This is a genomic window from Alcaligenes aquatilis, assembly GCF_003076515.1.
In the GTDB taxonomy this organism is placed as follows: Bacteria; Pseudomonadota; Gammaproteobacteria; order Burkholderiales; family Burkholderiaceae_B; genus Alcaligenes; species Alcaligenes aquatilis.
Genome location: NZ_CP022390.1, coordinates 1,637,452 through 1,649,600, shown reverse-complemented (window position 1 = coordinate 1,649,600; position 12,149 = coordinate 1,637,452). Strand labels below are relative to the sequence as shown.

The following is a 12,149-nucleotide window of genomic DNA, read 5'->3' as shown; positions in this document are numbered from 1 at the left end:
GTGACTGCCATCGATCCTGCCCCCAGTGACCCGGCGCTGATCCTGCGAGCGCCTCAATTGCGCGATGCTGCTGCAATCCATCAACTGATTGCCGACAGTCCGCCATTGGATCTGAATTCTGAATATCTCTATTTGCTGCTCAGCGAGCACTTTTCCCAGACCTGCGTTATCGCGCAGCGTGGGGAACAAATAGACGGTTTCATCTCTGCCTACTTTCTCCCCGACCGTCCCGATGTGCTCTTTGTGTGGCAAGTTGCCGTGCATGAGCGCGCCCGCGGGCGTCGTCTGGGGCAGGCCATGCTGGAGCACTTACGAGAGCGTTTGCGTGGTCGTTCCCTGCGCTATCTGGAAACGACGGTCAGCCCCGGGAACCGGGCGTCGCGCGGCTTGTTTGCGGCCATGGCACGGCGTTGGGGTGTGCCCATGCAGGAACAGGAATTTTTTGATACCGCCTTGTTTGCCGATCAGGCTCACGAGGCAGAACCTCTATTACGAATCGGCCCCTTGGACTCTGGATAAGGGGACTTTACGCAAAAGAACGGTAGAGCCGGTCTGGTTCGCTGATTGTTGTTTGTCGGCTCAAAAGACACGCCGTTCTATAACCAGGAGAGGAAATATGACTGATTTAAAAATATTCGACCGGATGGAGTCTGAAGTACGGGGCTACGTCCGGTCCTTCCCGGTCATTTTCAACAAAGCCCGAGGCTCGGTTTTGGAGGACGAGTCAGGTCGGCAATACATCGATTTTTTCAGTGGGGCCGGTACGCTCAACTACGGGCACAACAACCCCCATCTGAAAGAAAAGCTGATTGAATACCTGAACACCGACGGCTTGGTACATGGTTTGGACATGGCCACCAGCGCCAAGAAGTATTTTCTTGAAACGGTGGATAAAATTCTGCTCAAACCACGCGGGTGGAACTACCGCTTGCAGTTTACCGGGCCGACGGGCACCAATGCCGTGGAGGCGGCGTTAAAACTGGCACGCCAGGTCAAGGGTCGCCAGAATGTGATTTCCTTTACGCACGGTTTCCACGGCGTCAGCACGGGTTCCCTGGCAGTGACGGCGAATTCCAAGTTTCGTAGTGCAGCAGGTGTCGCCCTTGGCAATACCTCGTTCATGCCCTATGACGGGTACTTGGGCCCGGACGTCAATACGATGGCTTATCTGGAACGTTTGCTGGAAGATCCCAGCAGTGGTTTGGACCATCCTGCCGCGGTCATCGTGGAAACCGTGCAAGGTGAAGGGGGCGTGAACGTTGCCACACAGCGTTGGTTGCGTGAGCTGCAACGTCTGTGCCGCGAGCACGATATGTTGCTGATTGTCGATGACATTCAGGTCGGCTGCGGGCGTACTGGCCGTTTCTTCAGTTTCGAGCAGGCCGGTATCAGCCCTGACATTATTACCTTGTCCAAATCCTTGTCTGGCTTTGGCTTGCCCATGTCCCTGGTCTTGCTGCGTCCTGAGCTGGATGTGTGGAAGCCCAGCGCCCATAACGGTACCTTCCGTGGCAATAACCTGGCGTTCGTGACCGCCGCTCAAGCCCTGGAAAGTTACTGGGCCAACGAGGACTTTGAAGCCGAGATCCAGGGTAAAGAGCGCCAAGTGCGCGATTGGCTGGAAAATCTGGTGCACAGCTACCCCGATCGTGGCTTGAGTGTGCGTGGTCGCGGCCTGATCCAAGGTCTGGTGACCCCACCCGGTGCTGGTCTGGCCAATGAAATTGCCGCACAGGCTTTCAAGCAGGGTTTGGTGGTTGAAACGTCGGGCGCCCATGACGAAGTTCTGAAGCTGCTGCCTGCGCTGACGATCAGCAATGAAGAGCTGACTCAAGGGCTGGACATTATTGAACGCAGCGTGGCGCAGTGCCTGTCCAAGCGTGGCAGCCAAGCCAAGATTCTGAAGATTGGAGGAGCACGCTAATGTTGGTGAAGAACGTACAGGATGTGATTGGAACCCGCGACGAGGTGCGTACAGATACCTGGGTCAGCCGCCGTGTTTTGCTCAAGAAAGACGGCATGGGTTTTTCCTTTCATGAAACCGTTATTTTTCCTGGCACCGAGACGCACATCCACTACCAGAATCACCTGGAAGCGGTATGGTGCATCGAGGGCGATGGTGAAATCGAAACCGTTGCCGACGGCAAGAAATACGAGTTGGGCCCAGGCGTGGTCTACGCTTTGGACCAGCACGACGAACACTATCTGCGTGGTGGTAAAGAGCCGCTGCGAGTGATCTGCGTATTCAATCCGCCCTTGACCGGCCAGGAAGTTCACGATGAGAAAGGGGTTTACCCAGCCATCGTGGAAGACTGAAGACCTAAGGAGAGCATGATGACAGTGACCATGAGCGATCTGTACACATCCCGTACAGAACGAACGGCGGCCATCGTCAGCCGCCAGGAGCCGGTGGTGTATCCGGACCCGGTAGGTAGCCAGCCTTTGAACAAGTCCCAACTGCGGGAGTATGAGGACAACGGCTTTTTGCTGCTGCCCGATTTGTTCAATGCGCAGGAAGTGCAAGCCTTGCTGGGCAATGTGGAGGCGATGAGTGCGGATCCCGGCATCTTGTCCCGTGAAGAGGCCGTGGTGGAAAAAGGCAGTCAGGCCGTGCGCTCGATCTTCCGGGTGCATGAACTTAGCGAGTTGATTGCCCGCCTGGTGCGGGATCCACGTGTGCTGGATGTGGCTCGCCAGATTCTGGGCTCGGAGGTGTATGTGCATCAGTCCCGTGCCAACCTGAAACCGGGCTTTACCGGCAAGGAGTTTTACTGGCACTCGGACTTCGAGACCTGGCATATCGAAGATGGCATGCCGCAGATGCGCGCATTAAGTTGCTCGGTGCTGCTGACGGACAATAATGTGTGCAATGGCCCCTTGATGCTGGTGCCGGGCTCGCACCGCCAGTTCATCTCGTGCACGGGGCAGACACCGGACAACCATTACAAGGAATCCTTGCGCAAGCAGGAGTATGGCGTGCCCGATCCGATCAGCCTGCGTTTGCTGGTGGATCAAGGCGGCATTGAGGCCATTACGGCTAAGGCCGGTTCGGTGATCTTTTTTGACTGCAATACCTTGCATGGCTCGGCCAGCAATATCTCGCCTTGGCCACGAGCCAATGTGTTTACGGTCTATAACAGCATGGAGAACTGCGTGGGCGATCCCAAGCAGGGGCTGACACCCCGTCCTGCTCATGTGGCGACTCGCGGACAGTTCCCTGTCCTGACGCCATTGAGTGGGCCGTTGCTGGAGTCCTAAGCACGAAGAAGGTCTGTACCTTGCGTGCAGATTTGGCCGGATAAAACGCTCCCTGGATTTGTTTCTAGGGGGCGTTTTTTGTGTATTCAAGACTTTGCATAAGGGGATGAGGCGGCCAGTCTCTAGGACCGGGTTGTGGGCGGACTATTGGTCTTGATCGCATTGACGGGTCTGGGCCCAGGAAAGCAGTGAGCGCAGACAATTCTTTGGTCATGGCTTAGGTCGGAATCATTTGAGATGCTTGCTGGCCAGGATCAGTGGCTTCAATGCACCTAACTGGCCCATTTTATTTATACCCGGATAATATTGACTGATTAATAATACCCGGGTAAAAATAGGGCCTTCTTACTTGACGCATTGGTTTTGCTATGAAAACGACTTATCCCCATACTTACACCAGCTTTATGGGCCACCGCCGTATCGCGCACGGTTCCATGCTGGTCAATGTGCTGGCCGTGAAAAAAGTGCTGGAAAGCCAGGTTAACGATCCCGTGTTGATCTTTGACGATGAGACGGGCCGCTTCGTGGATGTGAATACGCACGGGACGGACGAAGAGCTGGCGCAACGCTATGCGTCTGTGGACGTCCCTGAACCTGAGCTTGAGCAGATAAAAGAAGAGGCCCCACGAAGCCGTGGTCGCCCCAAGCTGGGCGTCGTCCCCCGCGAGGTGACCTTGTTGCCACGACATTGGGATTGGCTGGCAACCCAGCCTGGAGGTGCATCGGTTGCCCTACGCAAACTGGTGGAACAAGCCCGCCGAGCCAGTGCCGCCAAAGATCAGCGTCGTCAGGCGCAAGAGCGGGTCTATAACTTCATGACGGCAATCGGTGGCGATTTGCCCGGCTTTGAAGAAGCCATGCGAGCCTTGTTTGCCGATGAGTGGGAGCGATTCAAACAACTGCTGGCAGCCTGGCCGGAAGATGTGCGTGAGCATGCTATCAAACTGGCTGAAGCTCCGGCGACATCCTTGCTTGAATAAGACTTGGGGACAGAGAGCATGAGCACCAAGCCTCAGCCACATGTGTATCTGGAGCCGACTCAGGCATTAGGTCGTGCCTTTGTCATGCGCGACGCACGCAAGCGGCGGCCAGTTTTTGGGTTCAGGCGGCCCATTCTTGATTGGTCCGAAACAGGGGCGACGGGATCTGGCTATGCTGGTTTAGCGACAAAGCACAGATTCGTTTTTGGCTTTTGCTGATAAGGCGGATTACCTGGGAGGGCTGGCCCGTCGCCGTGCAGGTTTGGAGAGCTCCCTCTACGGAGCCTTTGCAGGAGATTGACTATTTTTTTGGAAAAAGCCGTTTGAGCGCGGTTCAGGGGAGAGCCACGCTCAAGTGACGCAGTGTTAGCGTTCACGCCGCCTGAATAAAGTTGCTCAAGAACGCCTGCGTTCGTGCTTCCTGCGGGTTGCAGAATACTTGTTCGGGCGGGCCGGATTCCACGATCACGCCTTTATCAAAGAAGCAGACGCGGTCTGAGACTTCCTTGGCAAATTGCATTTCGTGGGTCACCAGCAAAATTGTCAGATCCTGTTCCTGACTCAGCTTTTGGATCACGCCCAGCACTTCGCCCACCAGTTCCGGGTCTAGAGCCGAGGTTGGCTCGTCAAATAGAAGAATGTTCGGTTCCATGGCCAGGGCTCGAGCAATGCCGACGCGCTGTTGCTGCCCGCCAGAGAGCTGGCTGGGGAATTTGTCCGCATGGTCGATCAGACCCACCAGATCCAGATATTTGGTGGCCCGCTCGCGCGCCTGTTCTTTGGACAGGCCCAGCACATGGGTGGGCGCTTCGGTGACGTTGCGCATCACCGTCATGTGCGGGAACAGGTTGAACTGCTGGAACACCATGCCCATTTCCTTGCGCATTTCGCGCAAATGGTTTTGGCTGGCGGGCACCAGCTTGTCATCAACTCGTTCGTGCCAGAGAGGTTTGCCTGCTACCGTGATGACGCCTTCGTCAATGGTTTCCAGCGTCATCAGGATACGCAGTACCGTGGATTTACCAGAACCGGAAGGGCCGATGATGGTGACTTTCTCACCAGGCTCTACTTGGAAGTTCAAGGCATCCAGGACAGTGACATCACCGAATTTCTTGGTGACATTGTCAAATTGAATGATGGGGTTTGTAGTGTCAGTCATCGCAGGGGAATTCCTTGCTTGGGCAAGCGCTGGTCCAGCGCTCGTACCCCAGCCGAAGCCAGGAGGGTCAGCAGCAGGTACAGGCCGCCCACCATGGACAGGGGAATGATGTAGTTAAAAGTGCGGTCACCAATAATCTTGGCCACGTTCAGGACTTCCAGCACCGATACGACAGAGAGCACGGGCACGTCCTTCATGATGGACACCAGGTAATTACCCATGGCCGGGATGATGCGCGGGATAGCCTGGGGCAGGGTGATGACCATAAAGGTGCGCAGCGGAGAAATATCCAGCGCGCGAGCGGCTTCAGTCTGGCCGTGAGTAACAGACTCCAGACCGGCTCGATAGACTTCAGACAGATACGCGCTGTATTGCACCCCCAGCGCCAGCGCGCCGGTCAGAAAGGCGGGTAGCACGATGCCGTAGTCCGGCAGCACGTAGTACAGGAAAAACAGTTGCACCAGCAAAGGCGTGTCGCGCAGGAATTCGGTCAGTACATAGGCGGGCCAGGAAATCAGGCGCAAACGCACGCTTTTCAGGCCGGCCAGAATCAGTCCTAGCACCGCGGCCACACCGAAGCCTAGCACAGCGGCCTGGATGGTGACCCATAAGCCTTTGAGTAAGATAGGCAGGATAGACAGCGCAAATGCTCCGTTGCTGCTGGTGTCCCATTCAATACCAAACAGCATGTTCAGCTCCTTTGCGCGCGCCAGCGGCCGGTTGCGCGTTCCAGCAATTTCATCAGGACGGTCAGTACCAGTGCCATGCCAAAGTACATCAGCAAGAGCAAGGTGTAGATGGTGGTGCTGTCCTGGGTGAAGTTGCGTATTTGTTCAGCTCTAAAGCTCAAGTCCCCCAAGCTGATCAAAGAGACCAGGGCCGTATCTTTCAGATTCTGCACGGCCAGATTCCCGAAGCTGGGCATCATCTCGGGGATGGCCTGGGGCAGGCTGATGCGCCACAGGGTTTGGCGCTCCGTAAAGTCCAGGGCCTTGGCGGCTTCCAGTTGGGAGTGTGGCACGGCCTGAATAGCCCCACGTACCACTTCGGCACCATAGGCGCCAATGTTCAGGCCCAAGGCCAGGGTGCCAGCCACGACCGGGTCCAGACGCCAGTCCAGACCCATGGACTCGCCCAGAATCGGCAGGGCAAAGTACAGCCAGAACAGTTGTACCAATAAAGAGGTGCCGCGAAAAACTTCAATAATCGTGATGGACAAAGAGCGCAGGGCGACCGAGTGGGACAGCCGGCCTATGCCCAGAGCAAAGGCGGCGATAGCTCCCACCACGGTTGAATACAGGGTGAGTTGTATGGTGACCCAGGCCCCTTCCATCAGGGGCAAGCTGTAACTTAACCAATCCATATCAGGTTCCAGACAAGGGCAGGCGACGCACGTTGAATGCTCTGTTGGCCCTTGCAAGGAGCCGCGCAGGCCCGTGCGGCCGCCTTACCCGCAGGTGAAGGATCAGGCTTTACACAGCTGTTCCGTGGATTTCTCAAACGAATGCTTGACGTCTTCTTCGGTAAAGCCATGCTTGCTCAGGATGGCTTTCCATTCATCGGTTTTTTTGAACTCAGCCAGTTCCTTGTTGACGGCATCACGCAGGTCCTCGGACTCCTTGGCAAAGGTAAAACCGCCCCAGCTACGGACCGGCTTGCCATTGATGATGGGATCCTTGAATTCGGCAGCCAGTTCCACCTTGCCATCTCCTTTGGAGGCCAGGTCGCTGGCAGTCTGGCCGGTAGCCGCATAGGCATCGGCACGACCTGTGGCTACGGTCGAGATGGCATCGGCGTTGTTGGAAATGGTGACCATGCGCGCGTCAGGCACACCCAGGGCCTGCATCATCTCTAGCTGATCGGCTCCCGCCATGATGGCAATCTTGTGATCGGTCTTGGCGAAGTCTTCGTAAGAGTGGATGTTCTTGGGATTGCCCTTGGCCACCAGCAGGCCTTCGCCGTAAGAGCTGTTGGGCTCGGAGAACAGCACGGTATTGCAGCGTTGCGGCAGGATGGCCATTTCAGCAGCCACCATATCAAAGCGTTTGGCTTGCAGGCCGGGAATCAGGGAGCCGAAATTGGCGGTTTCCCATTTGATTTCTTTGACACCCAGGCGCTCCATGATGGCCTGGGCCACTTCAGGGCCGGCACCTTGGGCTTTGCCGGACATGTCCATATATCCGTACGGAATTTCATTAGCAACGGCGACGCGAATCACGCCGCGCTCTTTGACTTGTTCCAGCGTGACAGCTTGGGCGCTGGAAGCGGCGGCCATGGTGCCCATCAGGGCAAAGGCCAGCGCGCAGAGGGGCTTGGATTGTAGTTTCATCATGAGTCCTTTTTTCGCCTATACCATTTCGTTATAAATGATTTGTTTTACGAAAGATTTGCAGGGAAATCATAGCGCATAAAATCATTCGTACTCAAATTAAATGGATAGAAACTATCGATCAAAAGAACTGATTAGAATTTCTATATAAGCAAAGTAGTTGATCTTAGGGAAAATGCGCGGTGTCTTGAGTGCGCGTTTTCACTATGCTCCCAAGGATTCAAGAGCGCTTGCCCTCTCAAAAGCGCCTGACTTGTGCCTACCTCAGGTTGATTCATGAATAAGTTCGGCGCGCCTTCGGGCGCGCCGACACCTTTTTGGAAAGTGCGCTTTGGCGCGCTTTCAACACTGCTGGTACGGGAAATGCACGGGATCAAGCAACTGTGCTGACCCAGCAAGAACGCTAAGCCCGCGCGGTGTAGCGTCTCTTGTACCGGCAGCTGGCAACTTCTTCAGATCAGAAGTGCAGCCAGAAGAAAAAGTGGGTGACAGACTTACTTAATGCAAATCGTGGAGCTTGTATGCGCACAGAAGAGGGCGGTTTTATGAAACAGCATCTGATTTGGGTGCTGGTTGCGATGCTGGGGGCCTTTTCCCTGGGGACGGTAGCTCTGAGCCGGGGGGAGAGCATCAATGCTCTATGGATCGTCGTCGCGGCAGTCTGCGTCTATTTAATTGCCTATCGTTACTACAGTCGTTTCATTGCTCGTAAGGTCTTTGAGCTGGACGCTACCCGCATGACGCCAGCCTGGCGTCATAACGATGGTCTGGACTACGTACCGACCAATAAACATGTGCTCTTTGGGCACCATTTTGCTGCAATTGCAGGTGCTGGTCCATTGGTGGGGCCGGTGCTGGCAGCGCAAATGGGGTATTTGCCCGGCATGCTCTGGATTCTGGCCGGCGTGGTGTTTGCGGGGGCGGTGCAGGACTTCACGGTTCTGTTCATCTCCATGCGCCGTGACGGGCGCTCGCTGGGGGATTTGATCAAGTCCGAACTGGGCACGGTGCCGGGTGTGATCGCGCTGTTTGGCGCTTTTCTGATTATGGTCATCATCCTGGCGGTGCTGGCGCTGATTGTGGTCAAGGCCTTGATCAACTCGCCGTGGGGCACCTTCACGGTGGCAGCAACGATTCCGCTGGCTATCTTCATGGGGATTTATCTGCGTTTCTTAAGGCCAGGCCGCATTGGCGAGGTCTCGGTGATTGGGCTGATCTTCCTGCTGGCCACCATTGTGTATGGTCAGGACGTAGCTGCACATCCAACTTGGGGGCCATTCTTTACCCTGAATGGCGAAGAGCTGACCTGGGCGTTGATTATCTACGGCTTTATCGCTGCCGTGCTGCCCGTGTGGCTGTTGCTGGCGCCGCGTGACTATCTGTCCACTTTCCTGAAAATTGGCACCATTGTGGGGCTGGCCATCGGGATTGTGATCGTGGCACCCGAGCTGAAAATGCCCGCCACCACCCAGTTTATTGATGGCACCGGTCCAGTCTGGTCCGGTAGCTTGTTCCCCTTCTTGTTCATCACCATTGCTTGCGGTGCCGTGTCCGGTTTCCATGCCTTGATTTCCTCGGGTACCACGCCCAAGATGATCGAGAACGAAACCCAGGCGCGCTACATCGGTTACGGTGGCATGCTGATGGAGTCCTTTGTGGCCATCATGGCGTTGGTGGCCGCTTGCGTTATCGAGCCTGGCATTTACTACGCCATGAATAGCCCGGCTGCCTTGATTGGCACCACGCCCGAACAGGCCGCGCAAGTGGTGTCCAGCTGGGGCTTTTTGATTACACCGGCTGACCTGACCCAAATGGCCAGTGACGTGGGTGAAAACAGCATCATTTCTCGTGCCGGTGGTGCTCCTACTCTGGCCGTAGGTATGGCCTTCATCTTGCATAACGTCATCGGCGGGCCTGCGATGATGAGCTTCTGGTACCACTTCGCCATTTTGTTTGAAGCCTTGTTCATTCTGACGGCCGTAGACGCCGGTACGCGTGCAGGTCGTTTTATGCTGCAAGATTTGATGGGCACCTTTGTTCCGGGCTTGCGGCGTACGGAGTCTCTGGTTGCCAACTTGATTGCCACTTCCTTGTGCGTGGCGGCGTGGGGCTACTTCCTGTATCAGGGCGTGGTCGATCCGTTGGGCGGCATCAATACCTTGTGGCCCTTGTTCGGTATTGCCAACCAGATGCTGGCGGCAGTGGCGCTGGTCTTGGGGACGGTGGTGCTCTTTAAGATGAAGAAAGACCGCTACGCATGGGTGACCGTGGTTCCCACTCTCTGGCTACTGATTTGCACACTGGTGGCGGGCTTTCAGAAAATGTTCCACCCCGATCCCAAGATCGGCTTTTTGGCCCACGCCAAGGTGTACCAGCAAGGTCTGGCCGAACAAACCGTCATGGCACCGGCCAAATCACTGGAGCAGATGCAGCAGGTCATTTTCAACGATTACGTGAACTCCACCTTGTGTGGTCTGTTCATTTTCGTGGTCTTGAGCATGGTGTTCTTTGGCATACGTTGCGTGTTGAAAGCGCGCCGCAGCACAGAGCCGCATTCTGCCCAGACCCCCTACCAGCCATTGCCGGCTCAAGCGGCAGTAGGAGCTTGATATGAAAGGTTTATTGACAGGAGCGATCTCGTGCAGTGCCCAGGCAGGGCGGGGTACCGGGCGCTATCTGGCCACAACCTTGCGCCTGATGGTGGGCGTGCCTGATTACGAAACCTATTTGAATCATATGCGGGTGAATCACCCCGATCAGAAACCGATGGAATACGCCGAATTTTTCCGCGAGCGACAGCAAGCGCGTTATGGCGGAAAAGGACGGATAGCGTGTTGCTAAATTAGGCAGCTAAGGGCCAGAACCCTGTGTTCTGGCCCTTTCGCATCTGAGCAGGACAGATAGCGATCGGTTTTGTATACAGATGTAAAAATAAGACAAACAAGCCAGCTAAACGATTTATCGTGATTTTTTGCGATAACACGAAACAAAAGGGCCAATAAAAAATGCTAAACGAAATGATCGTTTCGTTTGATGGTGTTTTTTAGCGGCTTGTTGGTATAAATATTTTGTTATTCTGCGTTTTTGTGGGTGAATCTTGCCGGTTTTGTTGGCGGCACGTCCGGAACTGTGTTAGGATTTTTCCCATGACTTTCGCAATCCCCGTTTTCTTCTTTTATTTTTATGCTTTTCCGATGCCGCTGGTGGAGGAAAGGACGGGTTGCACCAAACACAAGTAAGACCTAAATCCTGAAATAAGCCGCCAGCATTGTCCGGGCGGCTTTTTTTTCGTTTGCCCCCGGATCTGGCAAACCAACTGGAGTTCAATCGTGTCGCACAATACTGATGATTTACGGATTCGTGAAATTAAGGAGCTGTCTCCCCCATCCCATGTGATGCGCGAGTTCCCGTGTACCTCTGCTGTCTCGACCACGGTTCACAAGGCACGTCGCAGCATTCACAAGATTCTTCACGAACGCGATGATCGTCTGGTGGTCGTGGTGGGCCCTTGTTCCATTCACGATACTGAAGCTGCAATGGACTACGCCCGCCGTTTGACGGTGGAGCGCAAGCGTTTTGCGCCCGAGCTGGAAATTGTGATGCGTGTGTACTTCGAAAAACCACGTACCACAGTAGGCTGGAAAGGGCTGATCAACGACCCGTTCATGGATGGCAGTTTCAACATCAATCAGGGTTTGCGTACGGCGCGTGAATTGCTGCTGGCCGTCAACCAGTTGGATTTGCCCGCAGGCTGCGAGTTCCTGGACATGATTACGCCTCAGTACATTGCCGATCTGGTCTCCTGGGGCGCCATTGGTGCTCGTACGACGGAAAGCCAGGTTCACCGCGAGCTGTCCTCCGGATTGTCCTGCCCCGTGGGCTTCAAAAATGGCACGGATGGCAATATTCGTATTGCTCTGGACGCGATCAAGGCCGCTTCGCAGCCGCACCATTTCCTGTCGGTCACCAAGGGTGGTCACTCCGCCATTGTGTCCACCGTGGGCAATAACGATTGCCACGTGATTCTGCGCGGTGGCAAGACGCCGAACTACGATGCTGAAAACGTCGAGGCAACCAGCCAGGCCATGATCAAGGCCGGCATGGTGCCGCGTGTGATGGTCGATGCCAGCCACGCCAACAGCAATAAAGACTACCGCCGTCAGCCCGAAGTGCTGGCCGATGTGGCCGGTCAGATCTCGGGCGGCGATATGCGTATCTGCGGCGTGATGATCGAAAGCCATCTGGTAGGCGGTCGTCAGGACGTGGTGGAAGGCAAGCCCTTGACCTACGGCCAAAGCATCACCGACGGTTGCATTGATTGGGATGACACCGTGGTGGTTCTGGAAAAACTGGCCCAAGCGGTGCGTCAGCGTCGCCAGGCGCGAGTCGCTCTTGAAGAGGGGGCACTTAGCCACTCATAATA

At 55.5% G+C, this 12,149-nt stretch carries 12 protein-coding genes; 8 read left to right on the top strand and 4 right to left on the bottom strand.

Features of this window, described 5'->3' with window-relative positions:
• The 5 genes from ectA to CA948_RS07590 all read left to right on the top strand — a co-directional run bounded on the left by ectA (position 1) and on the right by CA948_RS07590 (position 4,238).
• A complete protein-coding gene (ectA, locus tag CA948_RS07610; protein ID WP_238988665.1) occupies positions 1-519 on the top strand; it encodes a diaminobutyrate acetyltransferase in 519 nt (172 codons plus the stop codon).
• 97 nt (positions 520-616) lie between these two features.
• Positions 617-1,924, top strand: coding sequence for a diaminobutyrate--2-oxoglutarate transaminase (gene ectB, locus CA948_RS07605; protein ID WP_094197232.1), 1,308 nt, complete (start codon positions 617-619; stop codon positions 1,922-1,924).
• Positions 1,924-2,316, top strand: a complete 393-nt coding sequence (locus tag CA948_RS07600) for an ectoine synthase (protein ID WP_094197231.1) — start codon at positions 1,924-1,926, stop codon at positions 2,314-2,316. The genes ectB and CA948_RS07600 overlap by 1 nt, the downstream gene beginning before the upstream one ends.
• Before the next feature lie 18 nt (positions 2,317-2,334).
• Positions 2,335-3,258, top strand: a complete 924-nt coding sequence (gene thpD / locus CA948_RS07595; protein WP_094197230.1) for an ectoine hydroxylase — start codon at positions 2,335-2,337, stop codon at positions 3,256-3,258.
• A 368-nt stretch (positions 3,259-3,626) separates the two neighbouring features.
• Positions 3,627-4,238: a DUF2239 family protein gene (locus CA948_RS07590; RefSeq protein WP_108727713.1), complete on the top strand. Its 612-nt coding sequence runs from the start codon at positions 3,627-3,629 to the stop codon at positions 4,236-4,238.
• 373 nt (positions 4,239-4,611) lie between these two features.
• On the opposite strand, the gene ehuA is transcribed toward CA948_RS07590, so the two are convergent.
• From ehuA to ehuB, 4 genes are all read right to left on the bottom strand, one after another.
• Complete coding sequence (gene ehuA, locus CA948_RS07580; protein WP_094197227.1) at positions 4,612-5,397, bottom strand: ectoine/hydroxyectoine ABC transporter ATP-binding protein EhuA; 786 nt, start codon at positions 5,395-5,397, stop codon at positions 4,612-4,614.
• Positions 5,394-6,086: an ectoine/hydroxyectoine ABC transporter permease subunit EhuD gene (ehuD, locus tag CA948_RS07575; RefSeq protein WP_083053302.1), complete on the bottom strand. Its 693-nt coding sequence runs from the start codon at positions 6,084-6,086 to the stop codon at positions 5,394-5,396. Before ehuD ends, ehuA begins: the two co-directional genes overlap by 4 nt.
• A gap of 2 nt (positions 6,087-6,088) precedes the next feature.
• A complete protein-coding gene (gene ehuC / locus CA948_RS07570) occupies positions 6,089-6,760 on the bottom strand; it encodes an ectoine/hydroxyectoine ABC transporter permease subunit EhuC (RefSeq protein WP_094197226.1) in 672 nt (223 codons plus the stop codon).
• Positions 6,761-6,862: 102 nt separating this feature from the next.
• Complete coding sequence (gene ehuB, locus CA948_RS07565) at positions 6,863-7,729, bottom strand: ectoine/hydroxyectoine ABC transporter substrate-binding protein EhuB (RefSeq protein WP_108727711.1); 867 nt, start codon at positions 7,727-7,729, stop codon at positions 6,863-6,865.
• Positions 7,730-8,247: 518 nt separating this feature from the next.
• Here ehuB and CA948_RS07560 point away from each other — a divergent pair.
• The 3 genes from CA948_RS07560 (at position 8,248) to aroG (ending at position 12,147) form a co-directional block, all read left to right on the top strand.
• Positions 8,248-10,335: a carbon starvation CstA family protein gene (locus tag CA948_RS07560; protein ID WP_108727710.1), complete on the top strand. Its 2,088-nt coding sequence runs from the start codon at positions 8,248-8,250 to the stop codon at positions 10,333-10,335.
• A 1-nt stretch (position 10,336) separates the two neighbouring features.
• Positions 10,337-10,567, top strand: a complete 231-nt coding sequence (locus CA948_RS07555) for a YbdD/YjiX family protein (protein ID WP_108727709.1) — start codon at positions 10,337-10,339, stop codon at positions 10,565-10,567.
• Between the two features lie 485 nt (positions 10,568-11,052).
• Positions 11,053-12,147, top strand: coding sequence for a 3-deoxy-7-phosphoheptulonate synthase AroG (aroG, locus tag CA948_RS07550; RefSeq protein ID WP_269467009.1), 1,095 nt, complete (start codon positions 11,053-11,055; stop codon positions 12,145-12,147).
• The last annotated feature ends 2 nt before the right edge of the window (positions 12,148-12,149 follow it).

Coding starts and splice junctions, on each gene's coding strand:
- ectB (WP_094197232.1), top strand. CDS start 617: ATGACTGATTTAAAAATATTCGACCGGATGGAGTCTGAAGTACGGGGC.
- CA948_RS07600 (WP_094197231.1), top strand. CDS start 1,924: ATGTTGGTGAAGAACGTACAGGATGTGATTGGAACCCGCGACGAGGTG.
- thpD (WP_094197230.1), top strand. CDS start 2,335: ATGACAGTGACCATGAGCGATCTGTACACATCCCGTACAGAACGAACG.
- CA948_RS07590 (WP_108727713.1), top strand. CDS start 3,627: ATGAAAACGACTTATCCCCATACTTACACCAGCTTTATGGGCCACCGC.
- ehuA (WP_094197227.1), bottom strand. CDS start 5,397: ATGACTGACACTACAAACCCCATCATTCAATTTGACAATGTCACCAAG.
- ehuD (WP_083053302.1), bottom strand. CDS start 6,086: ATGCTGTTTGGTATTGAATGGGACACCAGCAGCAACGGAGCATTTGCG.
- ehuC (WP_094197226.1), bottom strand. CDS start 6,760: ATGGATTGGTTAAGTTACAGCTTGCCCCTGATGGAAGGGGCCTGGGTC.
- ehuB (WP_108727711.1), bottom strand. CDS start 7,729: ATGATGAAACTACAATCCAAGCCCCTCTGCGCGCTGGCCTTTGCCCTG.
- CA948_RS07560 (WP_108727710.1), top strand. CDS start 8,248: ATGCGCACAGAAGAGGGCGGTTTTATGAAACAGCATCTGATTTGGGTG.
- CA948_RS07555 (WP_108727709.1), top strand. CDS start 10,337: ATGAAAGGTTTATTGACAGGAGCGATCTCGTGCAGTGCCCAGGCAGGG.